We start from the raw sequence: 24,646 nt of genomic DNA on the forward strand, positions 1-24,646 counted from the left end.
TCAGTTGTGCACAGCCGCCGTGCGGGCGCGCCAGGAGCGGGCTTTTTCGCGGTTTCCGCAGACTCGCATCGAGCACCAGGTGCGGGAGCGGTTGCGGGATTCGTCGAAGAAGGCCCACAGGCAGTCGTCGGCGGGGCAGATTTTCAGGCGGACCCAGTCGCCGCGGATGGCTAGGCGGGTGGTCGCTGCCAGGGTCGCGGTGACGGCGTCCGGGGTGAGCAGTGCCGGGCCGGTTTCGGTGAGGGTGAAGCGGAGCGGGACGTCCAGCGTGGTCGCGGGCAGCCGCGGGTCGCCGACGGCGGCGCGCAGGCTGTCGCGAACGGCGCGGGCTTCGGCGGGATCGTTCGGTGACACGTCGTGGTCCGCGGCCCACTGCCGCCAGAGCTCCGGATCGTCCAGCAGGTCGTCGCCCCGTTCGATGTCGACGGTGTTCAGGAAGGCGACCACCAAGGAAGCGTCGGTGTGCACCTGCCCAGTGTACGGGCGATATCGGTTGCGACCTGGCTCACTAACTCCCATACTCACTTTACTGGTTACGCGACTAGGAGAGGATGGCCGCAACATGGGTGCGATTCCGACTTTCGGCGGCGTTGCGTTCGACTGTCCGGACCCAGGGGCACTCGCCGGCTTCTACCGCTCCCTGCTTGAGTGGGACGAACCTAAGATCGCTCCGGACAACCACTGGGCCACGCTCGTCGACCCGCGCGGCGGCGTTCGGCTGGAATTTCAGCGGGTGGCTGATTACCGCGCGCCCGAATGGCCGTCGCAGGACAAGCCGCAGCAGGCGCACCTCGACCTCGACGTTCCCGATCTCGAGGCCGCTCACCAGCGCATTCTCGGGCTGGGCGCGAAGCTGCTCGACGATTCCCCGGAGACCTTCCGGGTGTACGCCGATCCGGTCGGCCACCCGTTCTGCCTCTGCGCCTGCTGACACGGCGCGGCGAATCCGCGTAGGGTCGGCTGCGTGATTTGTCCGAAGTGTCAGAACATGATGCGCACTGTCGACAAGAACGGCGTCCACATCGAGCAGTGCGACGGCTGCCGCGGGATCTTCCTCGACCGCGGCGAGCTGGAGCAGATCGCCGGTGCCGAGAGCGCTTTCTACCGGCAGCAGCCACCGCCTTACGGCCGTCCCGATTCGCCGCGCCCTTATCAAGGCGGGCACTCGGATTCGCCCCGGCCGTACCGGGGTGGGCACGCCGATTCGCCGCGCCCGTACCGAGGCGGACACGCGGACTCGCCGCGGCCGTACCGCGGTGGCTACGGGGATTCGCCGCGCCCGTACGGCGGACGACGCAAGCGCAGCTTCCTCGAGAATCTCTTCGACTGAGTTGTCCACCGTTCCAGTAGCGCTTGACCTGCGGATCTGTCCGGCCTGTGGCGACCGTGCGAGTTGTCCACAGGTCGAGGCGGACCTTCTGCGGTGTGTGGAGTGCGGACACCGGTGGCAGTTCCGGCGGCTGCCGTTGTTCGCGTTGACGGGGCCGAGCGCGGGCGGCAAATCGACAGTCGGGCCGAAGCTGGCGCAGCGGTTGGCGGGTGAGGCCGTCGTGCTAGAGCAGGACGTGCTGTGGACCGGCGCGCTGCAGGACGACGTCCCCGGCAACCCGGCGTTTCGCGGGGCCTGGCTGCGGATGGCGGCGATGCTGCACCAGAACGGACGGCCGGTCGTGCTGTGCGGGACGGTCGCGCCGCAGGAGCTGGAACCGTTGCCAGAGCGCGTTTTCTTCTCGGATGTGCACTATCTGGCGCTGGTCGCGGACAACGAGACCCTCCGGCTCCGGCTGCGCGCCCGGCCGGCGTGGCGGGAATGGGACGAGCCGCGGATCGAGGAGATGCTCGAGTTCAACCTGTGGATACGCGGGCAGGTCGAGTCCATCGACACGACGGAGACTCCGCTCGACGACGTCGTTACGGCGGTGGAGAAGTGGGTCCGGGCCAGAATTGGGTCGGACCTAGGGACTGGCGCGTGAGTTGGGTCGGACCTAGGAATCGGCGCGTGAGCTGGGTCGGACCTAAGGATCAGTGCGTGTGCTGGGTCGGACCTAGAGATCAGGGCGTGAGCAGGATTTTGGCTGGGTCGGACCTAGCGACGCCTCACGATTGTTCCGCGCGGAGCCGTTCGTCGTAGCGCTGCTGGGATTCGTGGATTTCGCCGGTGTGCGCGACGGTCCAGTCGTACAGCCTGCCGAACGGCTCGCGCAGTGATTCGCCAAGCGGCGTAAGGGAATACTCGACTCCGACCGGGGACGTCGGCAGTACTCGCCGCACGATCATCCCGTTGCGTTCCAGCCTGCGCAGAGTTTGGGTCAGCACCCGCTGGGTCACGCCTTCCAGCCGGCGTTTGACGTCGTTGAACCGGCGCGGCTCCTCCAGGACCGCCATCGCCATCATCGACCACTTGTCGGCGATCTGGTCGAGGATCGGGCGGCTGGGACAGTCGGCCCGGTAGACAGTGCCGGTGTCGGGAGCGGCCATCTCGGTATCCTCCATGATCCTTGCGATGCCCAAAGTGCGTTATTGACGCTGGTCGATCCGCGCCCGAGCCTAGGTATACATCAGGAACCTAGCTGCCTGCCGGATACGTATCGGAGACCCGAATGCACCCCGACGACTACCCGACCCTGCGCGTGCGCCGCGAGGACGGCATAGTCCGCGTCACCATCGACAACCCGCCCGTCAACGTCCTCGACGTCGCTCTCATGGCGGACCTCAGGCGGCTGCTGCTCACACTGCGATCCGACGATTCCGCGCGCGTGATCGTTTTCGACAGTGCCGATCCGGACTTCTTCATCGCGCACGTCGACATGTCTCTGGTCGACACTCCGGACGCGTTCGACCAGTTCGCTCCCGAGATTCCCATGGGGCTCAACGTTTTCCAAGCGCTAGGCGAACTTCTGCGGCAGCAGCCGCAGGTGACGATCGTGCAATTGGCCGGTCTGGCGCGAGGCGGCGGGGCGGAGTTCGTCGCGGCTGCGGACCTGGCGTTCGCGGCGATCGAGACCGCGGGTCTCGGGCAGACCGAGGCGCTGATGGGGATTGTCCCGGGCGGCGGCGGGACGCAATATCTGGCGAACCGGGTCGGCCGCAACCGGGCGTTGGAAATTGTGCTCGGTGCCGAGTTGTACGACGCGCGGACGGCTGAACGCTACGGCTGGGTCAACCGGGCCGTGCCTGCTGACGAACTGGAAGAAGTGGTTGATCGGCTGGCCCGCAACATCGCCGCGTTGCCGGAAGGAGTGATCGCTGCGGCGAAACAGGCCGTCGTTCCGGATGATCTGGCCAAGGGATTCCAGCGGGAACACGACGCTTGGGCGGGACAGTTCACGCGTCCTGCGGCGGAAGCGCTGATTCGGGGCGGACTGGCGCGGGGTGCGCAAACGCGGACGGGCGAGCGTGATCTGGAGGGGCTGCTTCGCGGGCTGGCGGGGTGATCGGCGGATCCGCCCTAGAGCGGCCAGCGATTCTCGGATTGCGGATCGTCCAGCCAGAAAGTCTGCTCGTCGGCGTTGACTGTGAGGCCGAAACGCGACCGGCTGGGGCGTCCGAGCGATTCCCAGCGCCGGTGCGCGTCCTCGGCGATATCCCACAATGCGCGCGGACCTCCTTGTGCTACCTCGAAACCGGAGTCCGTGCGACGGGTTCGGGCCCAGGAACCGTCCGGATGGGACAGTGCGAAAGCGCCGTTCGGGTCGACGTGCACCGGGCGTACCTCGGGTAGCTCCAGCGACGCGAAAAACTCGAAATGTCGTTGTGGTTTAAGCACATCTGTCATTGACAGTTCAGTCGGGCGCCATTGCACATCGGCAGCGGACGGCAGGTCCGCGAGCGGCGGCAGGCGATGTGCGCGCAGGGGCATGAAGCGACCGTCGCGAGCCAGGACCTGGCCTTCGGCGGTCGCGCCTTCGCCTACAGTCAGGCGGACTAGCCCGCCGCCGAGCGGGCGGTTGAGGGTGGTGACGATGTGTCCGCCGGGGAGGGTTTGAGCAAGCCAGGCAAGGGGAATTCGGGAGACCGACGCGGTGCACAGGACCCGGTCGAAGAGCACTCCGGCCGGGAAACCGAGTGCACCGTCGCCGGTGGCGCACGCGGGGGCGTAGCCGCAGGAGGCGAGGCGTTCCTGCGCGGCGGCCGCGATGACCGGGTCGATGTCCACTGTGGACACCTGGCCGGAACCGCAGCGGTGGCACAGCAAACCCGCGTTGTACCCGGTTCCGGTGCCGATCTCCAGTACCCGGTCGCCGTCGCGGACCAGGAGTTCTTCCAGCATGATCGCCATGATCGCGGGCATGCTGGACGAACTGGTCGGCACGCCGGGAACCGGTCCGTGCGCGCGGGCCCGGTCCCAGAGCGACGGGTCGTCGTCGAGCTGGGTGACCAGGACGTCGCGCGAATAGACGCGGTCCAGCCAGTCCGGATCGCCGCGGTCGACCGCCGCCCAGCCGTCGCCGGCTGGCACGAAAAACCGCGGCAGGAACGCGTGCCGGGGGACGGTCGCGAACGCGTCGGCCCAGGCCTCGTCGTGCAGCACGTCCTCTTCGACGAGGTGCCGGACCAGGCGTCGACGCAACCGTTGTGCCCGCATAAGCCCAGGGTAACGGGGTGAGCGGAACCACACCCGATGGTTGCAAGCAGGGTGCTTGCAATAGCTAGCACGCGAGCGTACTGTCGAGTAGGTCGCGAGGAGGTGACCGGATGACAGAACCCGGCGGAGCACAGCGCCCCATGGACAAGGTCGCGGACATCGCCTCCGACATCGGCGAGTACATCCGCCAGCAGCGCAGTTCCGCGAAGATTTCGCTGCGCCAGCTGTCGAAACTCGCCGGAGTGTCCAATCCGTACCTGAGCCAGATCGAGCGCGGGGTCCGCAAACCCAGCGCGGAGATCCTCCAGCAGATCGCGAAAGGGCTGCGGATCTCGGCCGAAGCGTTGTACGTGCAGGCCGGAATCCTCGACCTGCCGACCGGCGGCCCGGTCGGCGACGCGATCCGCGCCGACGCCGAGCTGACCGAACGGCAGAAGCAGGTCCTGCTCGACGTCTACGAGTCCTTCCGGCGCGAAAACGCCGCCGCGAACACCGCACCGAAGACCACCCAAGAGACCACTGAGGAGTCGGCATGACCACGCCCAAGACCGAGGACGTCCGCAAGGCCGTCAACACCGCGCTCGACCAGGTCCGCACCCCGCTGCTCGCCGCGCTCGGCGCCGGAAACCTGGCCAGCCAGGCCGTGACCGACGCGGTCGCCAAGGCCCGCGCCAACGTCACCAAGAACACCGAGGCCGCCCGCAAGGGCTTCGAGGAGCTGCCGACCGACGTCGAAAGCCTCCGCGAGAAGCTCGACCCGGCCGAACTGCGCAAGGCCATCGACGAGTACACCGAGGCCGCGCTGAAGCTGTACAACAAGCTGGCCGAGTCCGGCGAGCAGGCGTGGGACAAGATCGCCGCGCAGCCGCAGGTCAAGAAGGCCCTTGAGCAGCTGGACGACGCGCTGACCGCCGCGCAGGAGCGCGTCGACGGCCTGACCGAGGAGACCCGCGAGCGCGTCGACGGCGTGCTGGCGAAGGTCACCAAGCGCACCCGTTCCGCTGGTGAGAAGGCTGCCCGCAAGGTGACCGAGGTGGCTGGCGACACCGCGGACGCGGTTGAGGAAATCGGCGAGAACGTCGCGCACGAGACCCGTTCGGTGGCCCGCAAGGCCGCGAACCGCACCGCGCCGAAGACCGCCACGCCGGCCCGTCGCACGACCACCAGCACGACGGCGAACGCGAAGAAGCCGGCCGCGCCGAAGACGGAGAAGTGACGGCGGAGTCGCTGCCGCACTGATCGGCGGTTCGGGTGCTCCGGCACTCGGAACCGTTGGGGCGGGCCGGTTTGCGCCGGGGTCGCCGAGGGCGAGAATCGAAAATCGAGGGGTCGCACGGCGGCCGGGCCTGGGTTGGTCCGGCCGCCGTGTGCTGTGTTGGGGATGTTCCTGGGTGGCGTTGGGTTGGCGGCGGTGGTTGCCGTGTTGGGGATGCTCGGGGGCGCCCGTTGGGTTGGCCGCGGTGGTTGCCGTGTTGGGGATGCTCGGGGCGCCCGTTGTGCTGGCGGCGGTGCCGCCGGGTTGAGGGATGCTCGGGGGCGCCGTTGGGTTGGCGGCAGTGTCGCCGTGTTGGGGACGGTGGCGCGCCGTGCCGCTGCGTGGCGGACTGTGCCTCGCGCCGCTGAATCAGGTGGCGTCCGGGGAGGTGGCGGCGGGGGTGTGGTGAGGTTGCCGCCGCGCCGCTGCGTGGCGGACTGGGCCCGTGCTGCTGATCCGCACCGCTGAATCGGGCGGCGTGCCGGGATGTGGTGGCGGAGGTGTTGGTGAGGTTGCCCCCGCGCCGCTGAATCGGGGGCGGTGCCGCCGTCGCCCTGTGCGGGGTGTTTCGGCGGCAGCGTCGGGCGGGTTGGTGTCGCTGTGCGTCGCGGCGGATGTTGCGGCGAAGTCGATGTTGGGTCGAACCCACCTCGCGCGAGCATCGTTAGGTTCGGCCTAGATGCACGGCAGCGAGTTAGGCCCGACCTAGGCTCACGGGCGTCGGGCCTGGGTTCGACCTAGCTTCACCGCAGCCGACTAGGTCCGACCTAGGCTCACGGCAGCGAGTTGGGTCCGACCTAGATTCACGGCCACCGAACTGGGTCCGACCTAAGCCGAGGCACCCAACCGGAGTGACCGTTGTCACCCCGACAACCGTCGTTGAGATAACCGCGGCCAAACCCGCCCCACCCGGGCCTGACCAGCAGTCATGTCACAGTGCCGGGTTTTGGGGGAGCGGGCGGCGTGGGCGGTTTGCCGTAAGCTGGCTGCGTGCTGGTTGCCGAATGGATCCTCAGGGTCATCCACTGGGGCAGCGCCTTGGTCGGGCTCTTCGCCTTCGTTCACGCGCTGCTCCAGCGAGCCGACGCGTACTCGGCGGCCGATCGCAAGACCAAGCCGGTCTGGATGTTGATCACTGGCGTGGCCACGGTCGCGCTGGTGCTGTTCCCGCTCCAGGGGAACGGGGTCGGGTTCATCTTCTGGGTGCCCGCGATGGCGGCGGCGCTCGTCTACATCGTCGACGTGCGGCCGAAGCTCATCGAGGTTCAGCGGGGCCACCGCAACTGGTGACCGGGGTGCCCGGCGGATTACATTCGGGCTGGTGACCACCTGGACTATCGCCGGAAGCCTCACTGTCGTTCCCGCGCCGACCCGTACTGACCTGCTTGCCGAACCCGTCGCCAAGGCGCTTGCCGCGATGCCCGCGCCGGACGAGGTCGGCGTCACCGAGATCGATCCGGAGCTCGCCGACACCGCCGCGTTCTGCGAGGCGTACGGGTCGCCGTTGACCGCCTCCGCGAACTGCGTTGTCGTCGCTGGCAAGCGGGCCGGGGAGGTCCGGTTCGCCGCGGCGCTCGTGCTCGCGACCACCCGCGCCGACGTCAACGGTGTCATCAAGCGCCGTCTCGACGTGCGCAAGGCGTCCTTCGCGCCGATCGACGAGGCCGTTTCCCTCACCGGCATGGAGTACGGCGGCATCACGCCGGTCGGGCTGCCCGCGGACTGGCCGATTCTCATCGACCAGGCCGTCGCGGACGCGCCGGAGCTGGTGATCGGCAGCGGGATCCGCGGCAGCAAGCTCCTGATCTCCGGTGCGGCGCTCGCTGGGCTGCCGAACGCCGAGGTCATCGACGGGCTCGCGCGCTGAACTGTCCACAGTGGACGAACCAGTCGAGATCAGCCCGGCGGCCCTCCAAAAGCTGAAGCAGCAGCGCGAGGCGATGTTGGCCGCGCTGGACCAGGGCAGCCCCGTCTACGGCGTCAACACCGGGATGGGGCGGCTTGCCGGAACCCGGCTCACCGCCGCGCAGCAGGCTGACCATCAGCGCAATCTGCTGGTCGGCCGGGCGGTCGGCGGGAAGCCGTGGTTGTCGCCGGAGTTGACCCGGGCGTTGCTGTGCATGCGGCTGCGCGGGTTTCTCCGCGGCGACGCGGCGGTCAGTCCCGAGCTGGTCAGCTTCCTCGCAGACCGGATCAACGACGGGTTCCTCCCGGCCGTCCCGCGCGACAGCCTCGGCAGCGCCGGCGAGATCATCCCGCTGGCGCACGCGTTCCAGGCGTTCGTCGGGCTCGGCACGGTCATCGAGGACGGTGCCGAGGTCCCGGCGGCGGAAGCGTTAAGCCGGCGCGGGGTGCGGCCGTTCGTGCTGGGGCCGAAGGAAGGGGCGAGCCTGATTCAAGGTTCGCCGCTGGCTGAGGCGTACGCGTGGGTGTGCGGCAAGAGGCTGCGTCGGCTGATCGATTGGCAGACGGTCTGCGCGGCGATCACCGTGGACCTTCTTGGTGCGCCGCAAGCGATCTATCGCGGCACCCGCATCGAGGAACTCATCGAAGGGGCCGCCACCAACAAGGGCGTCGTGCAGGCGCCGATCTCGGTGCGAGTCGGGCCGAAGGTGCTCGAATACGTCAGCCGGACGGTCGAGGAACTCCGGGAAACCTTGCAGGACTCTTGGGGAACTCCGGCGGACTCGCCAGCCTTCGTCAACGGCGAGTTCGTCCCGACGACCGGCTATCACGCCGCCGCGCTCGGGCTTCGGATGGACGCGGTCAAGGCAGCCCTCGTCCACGCGGCGGAAGTCTCGGTTCAGCGGCTTCACCGCCTCCTCGACCCGCAGTTCAGCGGGTTGCCGCCGCAGCTCGCGGTGGATCCGGGGCCGCAGGCGGGGCTTACGCCGTTGCACAAACGCGCGGCTGGCGAGCTGCATGCGATGCGTCGTCTGGCCGCACCGGCGACGCTCGGGTCGCTGGATACTTCCGCTGGTCAGGAGGACGTGCAAGCGTTTGCCAGCAAGGCTGGCGCCGAGTTGGAGTTAGTGATCGAGCGCTTCTTCGCCATCACCGCGTGCGAGCTGATCGCGGAGCGGCAGGCGCGGTATCTGCTCAAGGCCCCAGGCGCGCCGAGGCTGGCTGACACCTACGCCTGGCTCGCGGAGAGGATCGAGCCGGTGGTGGTCGATCGGTCGCTGGGGCCGGAGATCGACCAGCTCGCCGAAGCGTGTCTCACGAGTCCCGACGGGCCTGTTGAAGTGCGAGACCGCGAGGCGTAGCCAGCTTGGTCAACAAGGCGAACAAGCCCTCGCACACCAGCGCCAGGATTACCACCGCCAAGCCGCCACCGAAGATTTCGCCGTGGCCCTGCTCGCCGAGGGCAAAACCGTCCACGATGTAGCGGCCCAGACCGCCGCCGTCGTTGACGATCGCGCCGATCGCGACCGTCGCGATCAGTTGCAGGAACGCCACTCGCGCGGCGGCCACGATCACCGGCGACGACAGCGGCAGTTCCACGCGCAGCATGATCTGCCATTCGCGGTACCCGGTGCCGCGCGCCGCGTCGACGACTTCCTGTTCCACCTGCACCACACCCGCGTAGGTGTTGGTGAACAGCGGCGGCAGCGCCAGCGCGACGAGCGCGAGCAGCAGCGGCCAGAAGTCCGTGTTCGCGCCCCACCGGCTGGCCAGGAACCAGAACAGGATGATCAGTCCGAAGCTCGGGATCGCGCGGCCGATGTTCACCGCGCTGCTCGCCAGGAACTGGCCGCGCCGGTAGTGCGCGAGCCACAGCGCGAACGGGACGGTCAGGACGATCGAGATCGCCAGTGCCAGCGCGGAGAACCACAGATGCTGCACCGTCCGGAACGGAATCCCGGCCGGATCGGTCCAGCTCCAGCGGTTCGGGTCGGCGAGCCAGTGGCCCAGCTGCTCGAAAAAGCTCATCGAACGGCCCTCCGCGCCCACGGGGCCAGCGCCCGTTCGCTCAGCCACAGCAGGAAATCGACGAACACGGCCAGCGCGATCGACAGCACGATGCCGACGATGATCGGGCTCGGGTTGGGGATCGGCGTCTGGATGCCGGCCCGGATGAAGTAGCCGAGCCCGCCCTTGCCGAGCAGCGACGTGACGGTGACCAGGCCGATCGTCGTCACCGCGGCCACCCGCAGCCCGGCGATCACCACCGGCAGCGCGAGCGGCAGCTCCACCTGCCACAACAGCCGCCGCGGCGTGAAGCCCATCCCGATCGCCGCTTCGCGCACTTCGGTCGGCACCTGCTGCACGCCGGTCACGATGTTGCGGATCAGGATCAGCAGCGTGTACGTCGCCAGCGGGATGACCGAGGTGGCGAAGGAGAACCCGAGCAGCGGAACCAGCAGCGCGAACGCGCCGAGGCTCGGGATCACGTAAAGCGCGCCCGCCGTGCCGATCACGAACGGATAGAACCAGCGGTAGCGCAGGCACAGCGTGGCCAGCGCGAGCGAGAGAACGAGGCCGACGCCGAGCGCGGTCGCGGTGAGGGCGACGTGCTCGCCGAGCCGCTGAAGAATCGCGTCAGCGTTGCGTTCGACCCACCGCCATTCGAAGAGAGGACGGCTGCTGTCGGCCAGCAGCGGGGTCACGGACGCGTGCACGGCGCGACCTTACCCCGATCGAGCGACAATATTCCGGCCCGTGAGATTCCGTGGCGAGGATTCCTAACCAGTGGTTTCTGTCGGGGGTCGCGGTTAGGGTCCATTCCCACTAACGAGTGAACTGAGGAGTGTGGGGATACGTGCGCTGGACCCGGAACATCCGAGTGGCCGCGCTGCTGGCGACGGCCGCGCTCGGCTTGACCGCGTGCGGTGGGGGAAGCGACCAGCCGGCCGCGCCGAGCAAGGGCGGCGCTCCGATCGTCGTCGCCTCGTTCAACTTCACCGACAGCCAGATCCTTGCCGAGATCTACGCGAGCGCGCTGGAGGCCAAGGGCTATCCGGTCACCCGGAAGCTGAACCTCGGCTCGCGGGAGCTGGTCTACCCGTCGCTCAAATCCGGCGAACTGCAGTTCCTGCCGGAGTACCAGGGCGCGGCGATCACGACCGGCTTCGGCAAGGAAGCCACCAAGGACGCCAAGGCCGAGCACGAACAGCTGGAGAAGCTTTTCGCGCCCGAGGGCGTCGGGCTGCTGAACTACGCGGCCGCCGAGGACAAGAACACCTACATCGTGAAGGCCGACCTCGCGAAGTCGAAGGGCATCGCGTCGATCAGCGACCTGAAGAAGCTCGACAAGGTCGTGATGGCCGGTCCGCCGGAGTGCGAGAAGCGGCTGCCGTGCTTCCAGGGCTTCAAGGACGTCTACAAGCTGACGAACGCGACCTTCCAGACCGTGCAGGAGGCCGGGCCGCGCGTGCAGCAGCTGAACTCCGGCGCGGTCACGGTGATCCCGGTCGACTCGGTCAGCCCGCTGGTCGGCGACCCGCAGTACGTCGCGCTCAAGGACGACCTCTCCATCGTGCCCACCGAGAACGTGGTGCCCGCGGTGAACAAGAAGGTGCTCGACGCGCGCGGCGCGGACTTCGCGAACGTCGTCAACGCGGTCAGCGCGAAGCTCACCACGGACGGCATGCGCGAGCTGAACAAGCGGGTCGACGCGGACGGCGAACCCGCGGCTGACGTGGCGAAGGACTGGTTGAAGCAGCAGGGCCTCTCCTGACCTTCTCGGGAGCGGCGATCCCGGTGCGAACCGGGATCGCCGCCCCTCACCCCATGTGCGAAGGTGACCTCGGCGGAATCCTGAGGAGGAAACGACATGGGCAAGGTCACGGCCACCGCGGAGCGCACGATCGACGCGCCGGTGGAACGCGTGCGTGAGCTGGTCGCGGACTACGCCGAGACCCGGCCGAAGCTGCTCACCGAGCACTACCGCGACTACGAGGTCAGCGAGGGCGGCGTCGGCGCCGGCACGAAGGCCAGCTGGAAGCTGCAGGCCACGTCCAAGCGCGTGCGCGACGTCGCGGCCACGGTGACCGAGCCGTCGCCCGGCACCTTCGTCGAGACCGACGCGAACTCCAGCATGGTCACCACCTGGACCGTCACCGCCTCTGGCGAGCGTTCCCTCGTCCGCATCGAGACCAGCTGGGACGGCGCGGGCGGCATCGGCGGCTTCTTCGAGAAGACCTTCGCGCCGGGCGGGCTGAAGAAGATCTACGACGGCGTGCTCGGCAAGCTCGCGGAGATCGTGTAGCGCTGGCCACAACCCCGGGGACAATCGGAATGCGCGCCCCGGTTTCTCCGTTGGCCGGATAGACCGGGGCGCGCGCCCCGCTTCAATCCAGCTTGAACGAAACGGAGTTCGACGGTGAACGCACCCACAGCGACTGAGATCCGGCTCGCGGCCCGCCCGCACGGCGTCCCGACCATGGACAATTTCGACATCGTCGAGACCGAGGTGCCGAAGCCGGGTCCCGGGCAGATCCTGGTGCGCAACCTCGTGATGAGCGTCGACCCGGCGATGCGCGGCCGGATGAACGACGTGAAGTCCTACTCGCCGCCCTTCGTGGTCGGCGAGGCCATGCAGGGCGGCGCGGTCGGCGAGGTCATCGAGTCCACTGTGGACGACTTCGCGGTCGGCGATCACGTGCTGCACCAGGCGGGCTGGCGCACGCACGCGGTGCTCGACGCCAAGCGAGCGGTCAAAGTGGACGATTCGGTCGCGCCGCTTTCGACCTACCTCGGCGTGCTCGGGATGCCGGGTCTGACCGCGTACGCCGGGCTGCTGGTGAGCGCGGAGTTCAAGGAAGGCGACACGGTTTTCGTCTCCGGCGCGGCCGGTGCGGTCGGCTCGCTCGTCGGCCAGCTGGCCCGGCTCAAGGGCGCCAAGCGCGTGATCGGCAGCGCGGGTTCTGCGGAGAAGGTCCGCTACCTCACCGAGGAGCTCGGCTTCGACGCCGCCTTCAACTACAAGGACGGACCGGTCGCCGAGCAGCTCGCCGCGGCCGCGCCCGAGGGCATCGACGTCTACTTCGACAACGTCGGCGGCGAGCATCTCGAGGCCGCGATCGCGTCGATGAACCTGCACGGCCGGATCGCCATCTGCGGCATGATCTCGCAGTACAACGCCACCGAGCCGACCCCGGCGCCGCGCAACCTGGTGCAGCTCATCGCGAAGCGGATCACCATGCGCGGCCTGCTCGTGCTGGACCACTGGCACCTGATGCAGGAGTTCGTGGCCGAGGTCGCGCCGCTCGTCGCGTCCGGCGAGATCAAGTACTCGGAGACCTTTGTGGACGGTATCCGCAACGCGCCGGACGCCTTCCTCGGCCTGCTCAGCGGGGCGAACACCGGAAAGATGCTGGTGCGCCTCAGTTCCTGACGATCGCGTCGGCCAGCTCGGGCATCGTCGCCGCGGTGTAGGTCGCGGCGGGGAGCCCGGGCAGCGGATGGACTCCGGGACGCGCGAGCAGCGCGGTCCGGAGTCCTGCCGCTTGCGCCCCGGCGATGTCCCAGCCGTGCGCGGCGACCATCACCGCCTGGCCGGGTTCGACGCCGAAGGCACGCAGCACCTGGAGATACGGCTCCGGTGCCGGTTTGAGCCTGCTGACCTGCTGCGCGGAGAAGATCCGGTCGAATTTCGTTGCCAGGCCAGCGTTCTGCAGCTGCGCCTCGGCGGTCGCGAGCGGCGAATTCGTGAGGGCGACGACCTGGTGTCCGGCCTGGCGCAAGCGGTCCAGGCCGGGCACGACGTCGGCGTGCGCGGGCAGGGTGCGCAGGCCGTCGCCGACCTTCACCAGTTCGACGTCGGTCAGTTCATGGCCGTGCCGCGCGCACACGGCGGCCGCGGCTTCCCCGGCGATCTGCGCGAAATCGCGGTACTGGCCGGCCGCGGTCACCGTGAGCACAGTGTGGATCGCGAGCGTGAACCATTCCTGACGCGCTTCCGGATCTCCGGTGAGCTGGGCGAACAGCGGGTCGAGCGCGGTCAGGTCGAGCAGCGTCTCGTTGACGTCGAACACGCACAGCATCGCGCCTCCAGCCGGTGAACCGCTTGCGTACCAGGGTCCTCCGTCAGTCGCGGGCTAGGCAAGCGCGGTGATCAGTTCGGCGAGAACTCCCTGCCAATGGCGGCGCTGCTGCTCCCGTTCGGCGGCGTCGGCAAGCCGTTCCTGGTGAATGCGCAGCATTGCTTTGCCCGGACCGCTGGCGCGCACGGCCAGTTGCAGCGTCGTCTCGTGCGACCAGCCGGCCGGCTGCCAGGTGAGCCGGATCCGGTCCATTTCGCGGAAGCTGCGCGTCTCGCCGCGGATTCCGTCGGCGGTCTCGTAGCCGACTCCGGGTTCGGGCTGGACGGTGACGCCCTCGCCGAGCCAGATCGCCACGCCTTCGGCGGACGTGATGAAGTCCCAGACATCCTCGGCGGAGCGGCCGATCGTCTTCGAGACGCCGATCTGCCAGCCCGCGTCCTTGGTCTGCCCGACGCTCACTTGGCCACCGCCGCGATCGCGCTGACCTCGACGAGCGCGCCCGGCACGGCCAGCCCGGCCACGCGCTGGACGGTGACCGGCGGCGTCGCGCCCGCCAGTGCCGCGGCGGCGGCCGGATAAGCCTGGGCGAGATCGACGTCCGCGACCAGCAGGATGTTCAGCATCACCACATCCTGGACGGTCGCGCCGCCCGCGGCCAGCGCCGTTTTCAGGTTGGCCATCGCCCGCTCGACCTGCGCGGCGACGTCGGTTCCGCCGACGAGCGCGCCGTTCGCGTCGACCGCGTTCTGGCCGCCGACGTAGATCGTCGTCGCGCCCGGCGGGACCACGGCGACCTGGGCGAAAGCGGGGGACTGGAGGAGCCCTTCGGGGCGGAGCAGCTGAGTCATAAACCGAGTATGACCAGATACCCGGTCGGATACTGTCCTAGTTTTGCGCGAGAATCGGAACCATGACCACCACGAGCCGTCGCCTGGAGACGCTGGCGTTGCTGCAGGCGCGTCCCGGCATCTCCGCCACCGACCTCGCGGCCCGCCTCGGCGTCACCGAGCGCACGACGCGCCGCGACATCGCCCAGCTGCGCGAACTCGGGTATCGCATCGACGGCGAACCCGGCCGGATCGGCGGCTACCGGCTCGCGCACGGCACCGCGATGCCGCCGCTGCTGCTGGACGCCGACGAGGTCGCGGCGGTTTCGCTCGGCCTGCAGACGGCGGTGGCGGTCGACGGACTGGAAACCGCCACGGTGACCGCGCTGGCCAAGCTGACCCAGGTGGTGCCGACGCGCTGGCAGCCCCGGCTCGCCGCGCTCGCGGACGTGGAATCGTTGCCCGGCAAGCCTTTCCGGCAGGCAGCGCGGGACATCCTGGTACCGCTCGCGTTGGCTTGCCGGGCTGGCGAAGCGGTCCGGATCCGGCATCGAGCTCGGGACGCTCGATCGGCGAAACCCATTGATGTGCAGCCTTACCGGCTCATCACGGTCCGGCGGCAGTGGTACCTCGTCGCCTGTCCGCGCGGAACCAGCGAATGGAAAACCTTTGCGGCGGACCGGATCGAAGCAGTCCAGCCGCTCGGAATCAAACTGCCCGCGCCGGAACCGCCGTCCACTGTGGCTGATCTGATCACGGACGCGGGCTGGCGGTACCGCGTGCGGGTCCAGGTGCACACTTCAGCTGATCTGGTCCGGGAAATCGTCGACCCGAGTGTGGCGACCGTCGTCGAGGACGGCGACGAGTGCGAACTCCGGTTCGGTACCGACGATCTCGACTGGGCTGCCCGCTGGCTGGCTTATCTGGACGTGGATTTCGATGTCCTCGAACCGGCCGCGCTCACCGATCGCTTGCACGCCTTCGGTTCTTGGCTGGCTGCCCGCTACGTCACCACTCCGCCGGACTGATCGCCGGAGTCCCCGCGCGGTAAGCCTCGATCACGATCCGCGCCGCCCGCCGGGATTTGGCGACGACCTGCTCCGTCGGGTAGCCGAGCCATTGGTAGACGCCGTTGAGGTAGAAATCGCCGTAGCCGTAGGCCTGGGTGTGGAGTTGTTCCATCAGTTCCAGCGCGATAGCCGGATCCGGCGCGATCGTGAGGCAGCGCAGCAGCGACGCGTCGATCAGCTCCCGGCGGGCCTCGTGCAGTTCGACGTATTGCGCGTCAGCCAGCTCCGCGGCGAAGAACACGTGCAGGCCGATCCGGGTTTCCATCAGGAACTTGGTGTGCGCGGCGGACACCGCGGCCAGCGCGGCACCGTCGTCCGTTTCGGCGGCGGCCGCTTCCTCGGCGAGTTCGCGCAGCTGGCGCGCGGCGGTGGTGGCGACCGCGGCCAGCAGCGCCGCGCGGTCCGGGAAATGCCGGTACGGCGCGGCGGTGGAGACCTTCGCCCGCCGGGCGGCTTCGGCGACCGAGAACCCGGCGACCCCGTTCTCCGCGATCAGGTCGAACGCCACGCGCACCAGCTCGGCGCGCAGGTTGCGGTGGTGGTACTGCGCCGCCATGTCGTGTGTCACACCCGATCGTGGTCGCTTCGAGGAATAAGCCGAGGCCCACGCTAGTCGATGTAAGAGGGTTCTTACATCGACTTTGTCCCGAACGGACGGGACACCCAGGAGGGCTTCATGACCACGACCACCTCCGCCATCGCCGCCGCGGCGCCGGGCGGACCGCTCGCGCCGACGACGATCGAGCGCCGTGACCTGCGGCCGGACGACGTGCTCATCGACATCGCCTACGCCGGCATCTGCCACAGCGACCTGCACCAGGTCAACCAGGACTGGGGCACCGCGATCTTCCCGATGGTGCCGGGCCACGAGATCGCCGGCGTGGTCGCCGCGGTCGGCTCGGACGTCACGAAGTACCAGGTCGGCGACCGGGTCGGGGTCGGCTGCATGGTCGATTCCTGCGGCGAATGCGAGTACTGCCGCGCCGGATCCGAGCAGTTCTGCGTCAAGGGCAACATCCAGACGTACAACGGCGTCGGCTTCGACGGCGAGAACACCTACGGCGGGTACAGCCGCCAGATCGTCGTGAAGGACGCGTTCGTCTGCCGGATCCCGGAGGGCATCGACCTGGACGTCGCCGCGCCGCTGCTGTGCGCGGGCATCACCACGTACTCGCCGCTGCGCCGGTGGGGCGCGGGACCGGGCAAGAAGGTCGCCGTCGTCGGCCTCGGCGGGCTCGGGCACATGGCGGTCAAGCTGGCCGTCGCGATGGGCGCGGACGTCACCGTGCTCAGTCAGAGCCTGAAGAAGCAGGAAGACGGGCTCCGGCTCGGCGCGAAGGACTACTACGCGACCAGCGACGAGTCGACCTTCGAGACGCTCGCCGGCCGGTTCGACGTCATCCTCAACACCGTCTCGGCGAAGCTGCCGGTCGACGCCTACCTCAGCCTGCTGCGCGTCGGCGGCGCGATGGTGAACGTCGGCGCGCCGGGGGAACCGTTGGAGTACAACGTCTTCTCCCTGCTCGGCGGCAACCGCGTGCTGGCCGGTTCGATGATCGGCGGCATCGCGGAGACCCAGGAGATGCTGGACTTCTGCGCCGAGCACGGCGTCGGCGCGGAGATCGAGACGATCAGCGCGGACCAGGTGAACGAGGCGTACGCGCGGGTCGAGAACAGCGACGTGCGGTACCGCTTCGTGATCGACACCTCGACGATCGGCGCGTGAGGGCTGTGAGTGGTTGCTGCCGGTGAGATCCGGCAGCAACCCCTCACAACACCATGGTTCGGTTGCCGTGCACCAAAACGCGGCCTTCGAGGTGCCAGCGCAGCCCGCGCGCCAGCGTCACCTTCTCGATGTCCCGGCCCTTGCGCACCAGGTCCTGCACCGAATCGCCGTGGTCGACGCGGATGACGTCCTGTTCGATGATCGGCCCGGCGTCGAGGTCCGCGGTGACGTAGTGGCAGGTCGCGCCGACGAGCTTCACGCCGCGCGTGTGCGCCTGGTGGTACGGCTTCGCGCCGATGAACGACGGCAGGAAGCTGTGGTGGATGTTCAGCGCCCGGCCGGTCCATGCCGCGCACAGTTCCGCGGGCAGGACCTGCATGAACCGCGCCAGCACGATCGCGTGCGGGTCGTGGGCGTCGACCAGTTCGCGGACCTTGGCGAACGCGGCCGCCTTGCCTTCCGGGTCGCCTGTCGGGAACGGCACGTGGTGGAACGGGATCCCGTGCGCGCGGGTGATGTCCGCGAGCGAATCGTGGTTGCCGATCACCGCGGCGATGTCGACGTCCAGCTCACCGGAGGCGACCCGGCCGAGCAGGTCGTAGAGGCAGTGCCCGGCCTTCGACACCAGCACCACCGCGCGCGGGCGCTCGCCGGTGTCGCGCACCTGCCAGCTCGACTCCGCGGACAGTTCGTTCGCGACCGCGCTGAACCGCTCGCGCAATCCCTCGGCGTCGAACGGCAGCGAATCGGCGCGCACGACCTGGCGGGTGAAGAACCAGCCCGAGTCGGGATCGGTGTGGTACGCGGCCTCGACGATCATTCCGCCGTGGTCGGCGAGGAAGCCCGAGATGCGGGCGATGATGCCGGTGCGGTCGGGGCAGCCGAAGGTGAGCACGTAACGCTGGGGTTCTGACACGCGCCCATTCTCACCGGCCGCTGGTCAGGGCGCGGCGAGGGGCTCCAGAAGGGTGGCGTCGCCGACGTTCTCGGCGTGGTTCGGACGGCCCCACAGCGCGCGGTACACCTCGTGGGCCGGACCGGCGAGCGTGAGGTCCGGGACGCCTTCGCCGAGCATCGGCGGCTCATCCGGCCGCAGCAGCACCGTCCACGTCCGCGTGTCGGTGCTGACCTGGACGATCCCCTCGCGGCCGCTCGGCCGGGCGCGGCGCGGGGTCAGGAAGGCGAGGAACTCGTCGATGCCGTCCTCGGCGAATTCCGTGCGGTACCGGGTGACCGGCGGCTCGGGCAGCGCGCTTTCCGCGTCGAGCCGGTGGATGGCGAACTCGTGCGCGAGCCGGCGCGTCCAGTCGCCGACGGTGATCGGGCCGCCGTGCGGGAACGGCGAGCGCAGCGGGGTGTCCGCCGGACGCCGCAGGGCTTCGCGGACGGCCATGCGTTCGCCGTCCCAGCGGCCGAGCGCGTCCTCCCAGGCGGTCGCTCGCCGCGGTTCAGCCTTCTGGCCGGTGATCGCAGCGACCGTGTACGAGAGCACCGTCGTCAGGTGTGTCACCAGGTCCAGCACTGTCCACTCCGGACAGTTTCGGACCGGCGCGGCCGGACCCGCGGCGAGCGTCGCGGCCTTGATCCGGTCGGCGTGGATGTCGATCGCTTCCAGCAGCCGTGGCGCGTCCATGCACTGACCGTAGCCTGCGCACCCGGACCCGGCGGCCGAATTCGATGAGCACGACCAGCAGCAGCCCGAGCAGGAGCGACAGCAGCAGGCCGTACGCCGGACGGTCGGCGAACGCGGCCCCGCCGGCGAGCCCGATCAGCGCGCTGTACACCGACCACAGCGTCGCGCCCGCGGCGTCGAGCGGCACGAACCGGCGCAGCGGATAGCCGAGGCTCCCGTTGGCCAGCGCGCTCGCGACGCGGCCGCCGGGCAGGTAGCGCGCGGCGACGATCAGCAGCGGCGCTTGCCTGCGGACCTGGTCGCGGGCCCATTCGTAGCGTTGCCGCCCGGACGGTCCGCGCTGCAGCCAGGCGACGGCGCGCGGACCGGCGGCGCGGCCGACCGCGTAGCCGAGACAGTCGCCCGCCCACGCCCCGGCGGCGGACACGACGACCAGCAGCGCGAGCCTGCCCGGGTCCGGTCCGATCAGGACGGCGACGGTCACCACGGTCGTTTCGCTCGGCATGAACGGGAGCAGCGCGTCCAGCCCGGCGATCGCGAACACGAGCACCCACAGCCAGGGCGAGCCGAGCGTGCCCCGGATCAGCTCGGTGACGTGTTCCAGCAGTTCCACCCGCTCATCGTCAGCACTGAAGGTCACCAAGGGGTGACCCAGCGGGGTGCGGGTGGTGAACAGGTGGGTTCAGCGCGGCGCGACGCTTTCCCAGGACACGGTCAGCTCGCCGAGCCGGCGCCGGTCCGGATTGCCGATGACCGGCCAGCCGCGGTCGGCGAGCATGGCGACGGTGGTGGTCCAGCGGGCGCGCACGCCGAAGGAACGGTGCGGTGCCGCGGCGGCCCAGCATTCGTTTAAAGTGGACATCAGGGCGTGCACGCGTTCGCCGGGAATGTTGCGGTGGATGAGGATCTTCGGCAGTCGTTCGGCCACTGTGGACGGACGGTCGAGTTCGGCTAGGCGCAATGACAGGGTCAGCGTGCGCGGACCGTCCGCCCCGACGACGACCCACGTGACCAGCCTGCCGATCTCGTCGCAGGTGCCTTCCACGAGCAGGCCGTCCGGCGGCATCGCGTCGAGCATCAGCTGCCACGCACCGGGGACCTCGTCCTCGGCGTATTGGCGGAGCACGTTGAACGCGCGCACCAGGACCGGCCGCGTCCCGGCCAGCTCGAACCCGCCGCGCCGGAAGTCGAGCCGGGGCGGATCAGCGGCGGGAAGGGCGGCGGCGACGCGCTCCGGGTCGAGTTCGAGCCCGAGCACCCGGACGTCCGGCCGCACGCGCGCCAGCCAGCGAGCCAGTTCGACCGTCGTGACCGGCGACGCTCCGTAGCCGAGATCGACGACAAGGGGACTTTCGCCGCGCCGCAGCAGCCGCGTGACGCCCGGGTCGCTCGCGAGCCAGCGGTCGACCCGGCGCAACCGGTTGGGATTGGTGGTGCCCCTGGTCGGGGCTCCCACCGGGGTCAGGCGTGCTCGGCCAGCCACTGCGCGGTGAACTCGTCCTCGTGCCGCAGCAGGTTGACCACCTGCTCGGAGACGAACTCCTCGATCCGGCCGCCGAAGAGGGGGATGCGCACGACGACCTCGCCGGTGGTGCGGAGGAGGACCTTGCCGTCCTTCGGGCTGAGGTAGGTCGAGGCGCCGATCTCGCCGGGCACGCCGCCGACGCTGACGTCGGACCGGCCGGTGTACTCGTCGCCGGACCGCTTCCAGGTCTGGGTGCGGTTGACGATGATGTCGCCCTTGTGCAGGGCACGGACGGCTTGCGGGAGTTTGGCCGCCTTGATGCCGTGCTGGAGTTCGTAACGGACGGAGTCGCCTTCGGCGGTGTAGGCGAGGAGTTTCGCGTCGTCGCCGCCCAGGGCGGCTAGGCGGGCTTGGAGGGCGTCCTTGCCTGCGACTGCGGTGAAGACGTTTTCGAGCGAGCCGGTGAATTCGCCGCGGTGCTCGATCCGGGATCCCATGTGACGGACAGTACCGGGTGGGGTTCGGCTGGGCGGCTCGTCGCCTGGCGGCGACATTGCGCCTGTTGGTTGCGTGGGGCACCCCGAAGCCCAATTGTGCTGACGGTTCGGGGGTGCTTGTCAAGGCGGGAAAGATGCCTTGACAAGCACCCCCGAACCGCAGGGAGGCTTCGTATCGGGGTTGGGGGAGGGCTGGGTGCCTCGCTCGTTGGGTGCGTCTGCTGCGGTTTTAGGGACGTGAGGGGAACCCTGAGGGAATCAGAGTCAATGAGGGTGGCCCTCACGGGCGGGCCGATGGGGGTGGGTGGGGTGGGGCAGTACCGTCAAGCTTTGTGGACATCGCTGAAACGCCTGGTCGGGCTTGCCTCGCCGACTTCACCACCCTTCGTTTGGGCGGGCCGGTGCGTCGGTTCGTCACTGCGGCCACCGCTGCCGAGCTTGTTGCTGCTGTGCGTGATGCCGACGACGCTGGCGAGCCCGTCCTGCTGCTTGGGGGCGGGTCGAATCTCGTGGTCGGTGACGAAGGCTTCGACGGCACTCTGGTGCGGATCGCCAACACCGGGTGGACCCGTGATGGCGACATCGTCGAGGTGGCGGCCGGGCAGGAGTGGGACGCGTTCGTCGCTGCGCTCGTCGACAACGGTCTCGGTGGGCTTGAGTGTCTCTCCGGCATCCCGGGGTCGGTGGGGGCGACGCCGATCCAGAACGTCGGTGCGTATGGCGGCGAGGTGGCTGAGTCGATCGTCTCCGTCGAGTTGTACGACCGGGCCGCGAAGGAGGTGCGGACAGTCAAGGCTGACGAGCTCGGCTTCGCTTATCGCACCAGTGTGCTCAAGGGCACTGACCGGGGCGTGGTGCTGAGTGTGCGGTTCCGGGTCGATCCGAGTGGGCAGTCCGCGCCGATTCGGTACGCCGAGTTGGCGCGCACGCTGGGTGTCGAGATCGATGCGAAGGTCCCCGCCGCGCGGGCTCGGGAAGCGGTGCTTGGGCTGCGGCGCGGCAAGGGGATGGTGCTCGATCCGGTCGATCACGACACCTGGAGTGCGGGGTCGTTCTTCACCAATCCGATCGTTCCCGAGGAAGACGCCGCGGCGGTGCTGAGCCGGATCGCGGAGTCGACTGAGGGGAAGATCCCGCAGTATCCGGCGAGCGGCGGGGTGAAGTTGTCCGCTGCGTGGCTGATCGAGCGGGCCGGGTTCGGCAAGGGGTACCCGGGGCCGGGGGGTCGCGTTTCGCTGTCTGCCAAGCACACTCTCGCGCTTACCAACCGTGGTGGGGCCAGCACGGCGGATCTGCTCGCGCTGGCCCGCGAGGTCCGCGACGGGGTCGAGGCCCGGTTCGGGGTGCGGCTGTATCCGGAACCACTGCTGATCAACTGTTCGCTCTGAAGCATCCGGGGTAACCCGGGTGAGCAATCGACAGTAAACCGGCAGCAACCGGACACCGGGTGAAACGTCTTGCGGGGTGAAGAGGAATTTCCGGTTCGCAGGTAACGTCGAATCGCTCACCGGCGCTGTTCTGCGTGGGAGAAGCCGGTGCGGGGGACAAGTGGAGGTAGGACCGTGATCGAGCGCCGTACGGTGTTCAAGGCCGTTCTCGCGACCGGCGCGGCGGCGCTGGCCGCCGCGTGCTCGGGCGGCAGCAACGACGGCACCGCGGTGCCGCAGGGCGGGAGCGGCGACAACGGCGGCAAGCCGGTCGCCCCGGTGGCGATGCTCACCGCGACCCCGGCCGTCGGGGCCAAGGACGCGAGCGTGCGCGAGCCGGTGGTGGTGAAGGTCACCGAAGGCAAGCTGACCGAGGTCAAGCTCACCAACGAGGGCGGCGACGAGATCAAGGGCGAGATCGCGCCCGACGGCCTGTCCTGGACCAGTTCCGAACCGCTCGGCTACGGCAAGACCTACAACTACGCGGCCAAGGCGACCGGCAGCGACCAGCGGCCCGCCGAGCTCAAGGGGTCCTTCGCGACGGTCAGCCCGGCCAAGACGGTGCGCGCCACGCTGAACCCGGGCGACGACGCCGAGGTCGGCGTCGCGATGCCGATCAGCGTGAAGTTCAACGGGGCCGCCCCGAAGGACCGCGCCGCCGTCGAGAAGGCGCTCAAGGTCAAGACCAGCAAGGACGTCGAGGGCTCGTGGGCCTGGCTGTCGGCGAACCAGGTGGACTGGCGGCCCAAGGAGTACTGGCCCGCCAACACGACCGTCGAGGTCGAGGCGAACCTGTACGGCGTCGACCTCGGCGGGGGCGTCTACGTGAAATCGGACGTCAGCACCAAGTTCAAGATCGGCCGCAACCAGGTCGTGAAGATCCACACCCCGGACCATGTGATGAAGGTCTACCGCGGCGGTGCGGAGAGCGCGAGCTACCCGTGCTCCAACGGGCTCGACTCGGACGTCCAGCGCAACACCCCGAACGGCACCTTCATCATCATGTCGAAGGAGCCGCACGCGGTCTTCGACAACGCCCGCTACGGCTACACCAACGTCAACAAGAAGTGGGCCTGCCGGTTCTCCAACCACGGCGAGTTCATCCACGAGAACCAGGACAACGCGGCCGCGATCGGCAAGACGAACAACTCGCACGGCTGCGTCAACCTGCTCGAGGCGGACGCCAAGGCCTACTTCGACACGGCGATGATCGGCGACCCGGTCGAGGTCACCGGTTCGCGGCTGGGCAGCCCGACCAACTCCGACGTCAAGGACTGGTTCTACGACTGGTCGACGTGGAAGTCGCTCTCGGCCGCGAAGTGATCCACTAGCCGTCTGCTAACAAGTAGAAGTGAACACTGAGGTAACCGGGGCAGACGGCGTGCGGATCGCACTGCGCGTCGAGGGCCCGGAGAACGCGCGTCCGATCGTCTTCGTGCACGGCTGGGCCCAGTCCGCCGCGGCCTGGTCCGCTCAGCTGGCCGATCCGGCGCTGAGCGGGCAGTTCCGGCTCGTCGCGATGGACCTGCGCGGGCACGGCGGCTCCGACGTCCCCGACAGCGGTTACGACGATCCCGCGCAGTGGGCGGGCGACCTCGCCGCGGTGCTCGACTTCGCCGGTCCGGACGCGATCGTCGTCGGCTGGTCCTACGGCGGGCTGGTGATCGCCGACTACCTGCGCGAGCACGGCACCGCACGGCTCGGCGGCATCGTGCTGGTGGGCGCGATCACCGAGATCGGCCGCAAGCGCGAAGGCGGCGCGACCGGGCCGATCATGCGGGCCGCGCTGCCCGCCGCGCTCTCGGACGACGCCGAGGTGGCGATCCCCTCGCTGGTCGAGTTCACCCGGGCCCAGGCCAGTCCGAAGGTGCCTGGCGCGTACGCGCAGGCGATGCTCGGCAGTTCGCTTTCGGTGCCGCCCGCGGTGCGCGGCGCGCTGTTCCGGCGGGACATCGGCAGTGGTGACGTGCTTGCCGCGGTCGACAAGCCGGCGCTCGTCGTGCACGGTTCGGCCGACGGTGTGGTGGATCCTTCGGCGGCAGAGTATTCGGCCGGGAAGATTCCGGGGGCGGTCCTGCGTTGGTTCGTTGAGGCCGGGCATCTGCCGTTCGTCGAGGAGCCGGAGGACTTCAACTCCGTGCTGCGGCGGTTCGCCGGGGACGCAGCCGAGTAG

Annotated in this window: 30 protein-coding genes and 1 pseudogene; 17 read left to right on the plus strand and 14 right to left on the minus strand. The window is 69.1% G+C overall.

What is annotated here, in order from left to right:
• On the minus strand, nt 1-468 hold the full coding sequence (locus tag EIZ45_RS17410; protein ID WP_037807532.1) for a CGNR zinc finger domain-containing protein: 468 nt from the start codon (nt 466-468) through the stop codon (nt 1-3).
• 94 nt (nt 469-562) lie between these two features.
• On the opposite strand from EIZ45_RS17410, the gene EIZ45_RS17415 reads away from it, so the two are divergent.
• Genes EIZ45_RS17415 through EIZ45_RS17425 form a run of 3 tightly spaced genes read left to right on the plus strand, consistent with a single transcriptional unit; the run spans nt 563 to nt 1,973 of the window.
• Nucleotides 563-931 (plus strand): VOC family protein, encoded by a 369-nt coding sequence (locus EIZ45_RS17415; protein WP_037807534.1) that lies wholly within the window; start codon nt 563-565, stop codon nt 929-931.
• 36 nt (nt 932-967) lie between these two features.
• Nucleotides 968-1,330 carry a zf-TFIIB domain-containing protein gene (locus EIZ45_RS17420; RefSeq protein ID WP_370318151.1) on the plus strand — a complete coding sequence of 121 codons (363 nt, stop codon included), beginning with the start codon at nt 968-970 and terminating at the stop codon, nt 1,328-1,330.
• Nucleotide 1,331: 1 nt separating this feature from the next.
• Nucleotides 1,332-1,973 (plus strand): AAA family ATPase, encoded by a 642-nt coding sequence (locus tag EIZ45_RS17425; RefSeq protein WP_134663644.1) that lies wholly within the window; start codon nt 1,332-1,334, stop codon nt 1,971-1,973.
• A 124-nt stretch (nt 1,974-2,097) separates the two neighbouring features.
• Here EIZ45_RS17425 and EIZ45_RS17430 read toward each other — a convergent pair whose 3' ends face one another.
• On the minus strand, nt 2,098-2,478 hold the full coding sequence (locus EIZ45_RS17430) for a helix-turn-helix domain-containing protein (protein WP_134663645.1): 381 nt from the start codon (nt 2,476-2,478) through the stop codon (nt 2,098-2,100).
• Nucleotides 2,479-2,600: 122 nt separating this feature from the next.
• On the opposite strand from EIZ45_RS17430, the gene EIZ45_RS17435 reads away from it, so the two are divergent.
• Nucleotides 2,601-3,434 (plus strand): enoyl-CoA hydratase/isomerase family protein, encoded by an 834-nt coding sequence (locus EIZ45_RS17435; RefSeq protein WP_134663646.1) that lies wholly within the window; start codon nt 2,601-2,603, stop codon nt 3,432-3,434.
• A gap of 14 nt (nt 3,435-3,448) precedes the next feature.
• Here the strand turns inward: EIZ45_RS17435 and EIZ45_RS17440 are convergent, their stop codons facing one another.
• Nucleotides 3,449-4,585, minus strand: a complete 1,137-nt coding sequence (locus tag EIZ45_RS17440) for a methyltransferase domain-containing protein (RefSeq protein WP_134663647.1) — start codon at nt 4,583-4,585, stop codon at nt 3,449-3,451.
• A gap of 140 nt (nt 4,586-4,725) precedes the next feature.
• Between EIZ45_RS17440 and EIZ45_RS17445 the strand changes: the two genes are divergently transcribed.
• From EIZ45_RS17445 to EIZ45_RS17465, 5 genes are all read left to right on the plus strand, one after another.
• Entirely contained in the window at nt 4,726-5,121 is a 396-nt protein-coding gene (locus EIZ45_RS17445; protein WP_037807545.1) for a helix-turn-helix domain-containing protein, read from the plus strand.
• Nucleotides 5,118-5,801, plus strand: coding sequence for a hypothetical protein (locus tag EIZ45_RS17450; protein WP_037807546.1), 684 nt, complete (start codon nt 5,118-5,120; stop codon nt 5,799-5,801). The genes EIZ45_RS17445 and EIZ45_RS17450 overlap by 4 nt, the downstream gene beginning before the upstream one ends.
• Nucleotides 5,802-6,830: 1,029 nt before the next feature.
• Nucleotides 6,831-7,130 (plus strand): DUF2516 family protein, encoded by a 300-nt coding sequence (locus EIZ45_RS17455; protein ID WP_037807548.1) that lies wholly within the window; start codon nt 6,831-6,833, stop codon nt 7,128-7,130.
• Nucleotides 7,131-7,161: 31 nt separating this feature from the next.
• Nucleotides 7,162-7,707: a YbaK/EbsC family protein gene (locus EIZ45_RS17460; protein WP_134663648.1), complete on the plus strand. Its 546-nt coding sequence runs from the start codon at nt 7,162-7,164 to the stop codon at nt 7,705-7,707.
• Between the two features lie 10 nt (nt 7,708-7,717).
• Nucleotides 7,718-9,106 (plus strand): aromatic amino acid lyase, encoded by a 1,389-nt coding sequence (locus tag EIZ45_RS17465; protein WP_134663649.1) that lies wholly within the window; start codon nt 7,718-7,720, stop codon nt 9,104-9,106.
• On the opposite strand, the gene EIZ45_RS17470 is transcribed toward EIZ45_RS17465, so the two are convergent.
• Together EIZ45_RS17470 and EIZ45_RS17475 are read right to left on the minus strand one after the other, a co-directional pair.
• On the minus strand, nt 9,060-9,773 hold the full coding sequence (locus EIZ45_RS17470) for an ABC transporter permease (protein WP_037807739.1): 714 nt from the start codon (nt 9,771-9,773) through the stop codon (nt 9,060-9,062). The genes EIZ45_RS17465 and EIZ45_RS17470 overlap by 47 nt on opposite strands.
• The gene (locus EIZ45_RS17475; protein WP_134663650.1) at nt 9,770-10,462 is read right to left on the minus strand and encodes an ABC transporter permease; all 693 of its coding nucleotides are present in this window, start codon (nt 10,460-10,462) and stop codon (nt 9,770-9,772) included. Before EIZ45_RS17475 ends, EIZ45_RS17470 begins: the two co-directional genes overlap by 4 nt.
• 140 nt (nt 10,463-10,602) lie before the next feature.
• On the opposite strand from EIZ45_RS17475, the gene EIZ45_RS17480 reads away from it, so the two are divergent.
• The 3 genes from EIZ45_RS17480 to EIZ45_RS17490 all read left to right on the plus strand — a co-directional run bounded on the left by EIZ45_RS17480 (nt 10,603) and on the right by EIZ45_RS17490 (nt 13,179).
• Complete coding sequence (locus tag EIZ45_RS17480; RefSeq protein ID WP_205669976.1) at nt 10,603-11,520, plus strand: ABC transporter substrate-binding protein; 918 nt, start codon at nt 10,603-10,605, stop codon at nt 11,518-11,520.
• A gap of 96 nt (nt 11,521-11,616) precedes the next feature.
• On the plus strand, nt 11,617-12,051 hold the full coding sequence (locus EIZ45_RS17485; protein ID WP_037807557.1) for an SRPBCC family protein: 435 nt from the start codon (nt 11,617-11,619) through the stop codon (nt 12,049-12,051).
• Nucleotides 12,052-12,165: 114 nt separating this feature from the next.
• Entirely contained in the window at nt 12,166-13,179 is a 1,014-nt protein-coding gene (locus tag EIZ45_RS17490; protein ID WP_134663651.1) for an NADP-dependent oxidoreductase, read from the plus strand.
• On the opposite strand, the gene EIZ45_RS17495 is transcribed toward EIZ45_RS17490, so the two are convergent.
• The 3 genes from EIZ45_RS17495 to EIZ45_RS17505 are packed head-to-tail and all read right to left on the minus strand — an operon-like array spanning nt 13,169 to nt 14,676.
• The gene (locus EIZ45_RS17495; protein WP_134663652.1) at nt 13,169-13,828 is read right to left on the minus strand and encodes a haloacid dehalogenase type II; all 660 of its coding nucleotides are present in this window, start codon (nt 13,826-13,828) and stop codon (nt 13,169-13,171) included. The two genes, EIZ45_RS17490 and EIZ45_RS17495, sit on opposite strands and share 11 nt — an antisense overlap.
• A gap of 54 nt (nt 13,829-13,882) precedes the next feature.
• Nucleotides 13,883-14,287 carry an SRPBCC domain-containing protein gene (locus EIZ45_RS17500; protein WP_037807566.1) on the minus strand — a complete coding sequence of 135 codons (405 nt, stop codon included), beginning with the start codon at nt 14,285-14,287 and terminating at the stop codon, nt 13,883-13,885.
• Nucleotides 14,284-14,676: a RidA family protein gene (locus EIZ45_RS17505; protein ID WP_134663653.1), complete on the minus strand. Its 393-nt coding sequence runs from the start codon at nt 14,674-14,676 to the stop codon at nt 14,284-14,286. Before EIZ45_RS17505 ends, EIZ45_RS17500 begins: the two co-directional genes overlap by 4 nt.
• A 62-nt stretch (nt 14,677-14,738) precedes the next feature.
• Between EIZ45_RS17505 and EIZ45_RS17510 the strand changes: the two genes are divergently transcribed.
• Entirely contained in the window at nt 14,739-15,683 is a 945-nt protein-coding gene (locus EIZ45_RS17510; RefSeq protein WP_134663654.1) for a YafY family protein, read from the plus strand.
• Here the strand turns inward: EIZ45_RS17510 and EIZ45_RS17515 are convergent.
• Nucleotides 15,664-16,281 carry a TetR/AcrR family transcriptional regulator gene (locus EIZ45_RS17515; protein ID WP_107050872.1) on the minus strand — a complete coding sequence of 206 codons (618 nt, stop codon included), beginning with the start codon at nt 16,279-16,281 and terminating at the stop codon, nt 15,664-15,666. The genes EIZ45_RS17510 and EIZ45_RS17515 overlap by 20 nt on opposite strands.
• Nucleotides 16,282-16,401: 120 nt before the next feature.
• On the opposite strand from EIZ45_RS17515, the gene EIZ45_RS17520 reads away from it, so the two are divergent.
• Entirely contained in the window at nt 16,402-17,451 is a 1,050-nt protein-coding gene (locus EIZ45_RS17520; protein ID WP_037807577.1) for an NAD(P)-dependent alcohol dehydrogenase, read from the plus strand.
• Between the two features lie 43 nt (nt 17,452-17,494).
• Here EIZ45_RS17520 and purU read toward each other — a convergent pair whose 3' ends face one another.
• The 5 genes and pseudogenes from purU to EIZ45_RS17545 form a co-directional block, all read right to left on the minus strand.
• Complete coding sequence (purU, locus tag EIZ45_RS17525) at nt 17,495-18,346, minus strand: formyltetrahydrofolate deformylase (protein WP_205669985.1); 852 nt, start codon at nt 18,344-18,346, stop codon at nt 17,495-17,497.
• 45 nt (nt 18,347-18,391) lie between these two features.
• Nucleotides 18,392-18,994: pseudogene (locus tag EIZ45_RS17530) on the minus strand (maleylpyruvate isomerase family mycothiol-dependent enzyme); the annotation flags it as partial.
• Nucleotides 18,900-19,697, minus strand: a complete 798-nt coding sequence (locus EIZ45_RS17535; RefSeq protein WP_240690668.1) for a DedA family protein — start codon at nt 19,695-19,697, stop codon at nt 18,900-18,902. The pseudogene EIZ45_RS17530 and the gene EIZ45_RS17535, both read right to left, overlap by 95 nt.
• A gap of 69 nt (nt 19,698-19,766) precedes the next feature.
• Nucleotides 19,767-20,567, minus strand: a complete 801-nt coding sequence (locus EIZ45_RS17540) for a class I SAM-dependent methyltransferase (protein ID WP_134663657.1) — start codon at nt 20,565-20,567, stop codon at nt 19,767-19,769.
• Complete coding sequence (locus EIZ45_RS17545; protein ID WP_037807589.1) at nt 20,546-21,046, minus strand: DUF2505 domain-containing protein; 501 nt, start codon at nt 21,044-21,046, stop codon at nt 20,546-20,548. The genes EIZ45_RS17540 and EIZ45_RS17545 overlap by 22 nt, the downstream gene beginning before the upstream one ends.
• A 332-nt stretch (nt 21,047-21,378) precedes the next feature.
• Here EIZ45_RS17545 and EIZ45_RS17550 point away from each other — a divergent pair, with 332 nt between their 5' ends.
• The 3 genes from EIZ45_RS17550 (at nt 21,379) to EIZ45_RS17560 (ending at nt 24,646) form a co-directional block, all read left to right on the plus strand.
• On the plus strand, nt 21,379-22,434 hold the full coding sequence (locus tag EIZ45_RS17550; RefSeq protein ID WP_134663658.1) for a UDP-N-acetylmuramate dehydrogenase: 1,056 nt from the start codon (nt 21,379-21,381) through the stop codon (nt 22,432-22,434).
• A 174-nt stretch (nt 22,435-22,608) separates the two neighbouring features.
• Entirely contained in the window at nt 22,609-23,796 is a 1,188-nt protein-coding gene (locus EIZ45_RS17555) for an Ig-like domain-containing protein (protein WP_134663659.1), read from the plus strand.
• 28 nt (nt 23,797-23,824) lie between these two features.
• Entirely contained in the window at nt 23,825-24,646 is an 822-nt protein-coding gene (locus EIZ45_RS17560; protein WP_134663660.1) for an alpha/beta fold hydrolase, read from the plus strand.

The organism is Amycolatopsis sp. CFH S0740, from assembly GCF_004522315.1.
Classification (GTDB): Bacteria; Actinomycetota; Actinomycetes; order Mycobacteriales; family Pseudonocardiaceae; genus Amycolatopsis; species Amycolatopsis nivea.

What these genes read in the sequence shown, in the direction of transcription:
- EIZ45_RS17440 (WP_134663647.1), bottom strand. Translation starts at nt 4,585, where the DNA reads ATGCGGGCACAACGGTTGCGTCGACGCCTGGTCCGGCACCTCGTCGAA.
- EIZ45_RS17450 (WP_037807546.1), top strand. Translation starts at nt 5,118, where the DNA reads ATGACCACGCCCAAGACCGAGGACGTCCGCAAGGCCGTCAACACCGCG.
- EIZ45_RS17470 (WP_037807739.1), bottom strand. Translation starts at nt 9,773, where the DNA reads ATGAGCTTTTTCGAGCAGCTGGGCCACTGGCTCGCCGACCCGAACCGC.
- EIZ45_RS17445 (WP_037807545.1), top strand. Translation starts at nt 4,726, where the DNA reads ATGGACAAGGTCGCGGACATCGCCTCCGACATCGGCGAGTACATCCGC.
- EIZ45_RS17520 (WP_037807577.1), top strand. Translation starts at nt 16,402, where the DNA reads ATGACCACGACCACCTCCGCCATCGCCGCCGCGGCGCCGGGCGGACCG.
- EIZ45_RS17515 (WP_107050872.1), bottom strand. Translation starts at nt 16,281, where the DNA reads ATGGCGGCGCAGTACCACCACCGCAACCTGCGCGCCGAGCTGGTGCGC.
- EIZ45_RS17430 (WP_134663645.1), bottom strand. Translation starts at nt 2,478, where the DNA reads ATGGCCGCTCCCGACACCGGCACTGTCTACCGGGCCGACTGTCCCAGC.
- EIZ45_RS17505 (WP_134663653.1), bottom strand. Translation starts at nt 14,676, where the DNA reads ATGACTCAGCTGCTCCGCCCCGAAGGGCTCCTCCAGTCCCCCGCTTTC.
- EIZ45_RS17415 (WP_037807534.1), top strand. Translation starts at nt 563, where the DNA reads ATGGGTGCGATTCCGACTTTCGGCGGCGTTGCGTTCGACTGTCCGGAC.
- EIZ45_RS17435 (WP_134663646.1), top strand. Translation starts at nt 2,601, where the DNA reads ATGCACCCCGACGACTACCCGACCCTGCGCGTGCGCCGCGAGGACGGC.
- EIZ45_RS17495 (WP_134663652.1), bottom strand. Translation starts at nt 13,828, where the DNA reads ATGCTGTGCGTGTTCGACGTCAACGAGACGCTGCTCGACCTGACCGCG.
- EIZ45_RS17545 (WP_037807589.1), bottom strand. Translation starts at nt 21,046, where the DNA reads ATGGGATCCCGGATCGAGCACCGCGGCGAATTCACCGGCTCGCTCGAA.
- EIZ45_RS17510 (WP_134663654.1), top strand. Translation starts at nt 14,739, where the DNA reads ATGACCACCACGAGCCGTCGCCTGGAGACGCTGGCGTTGCTGCAGGCG.
- EIZ45_RS17485 (WP_037807557.1), top strand. Translation starts at nt 11,617, where the DNA reads ATGGGCAAGGTCACGGCCACCGCGGAGCGCACGATCGACGCGCCGGTG.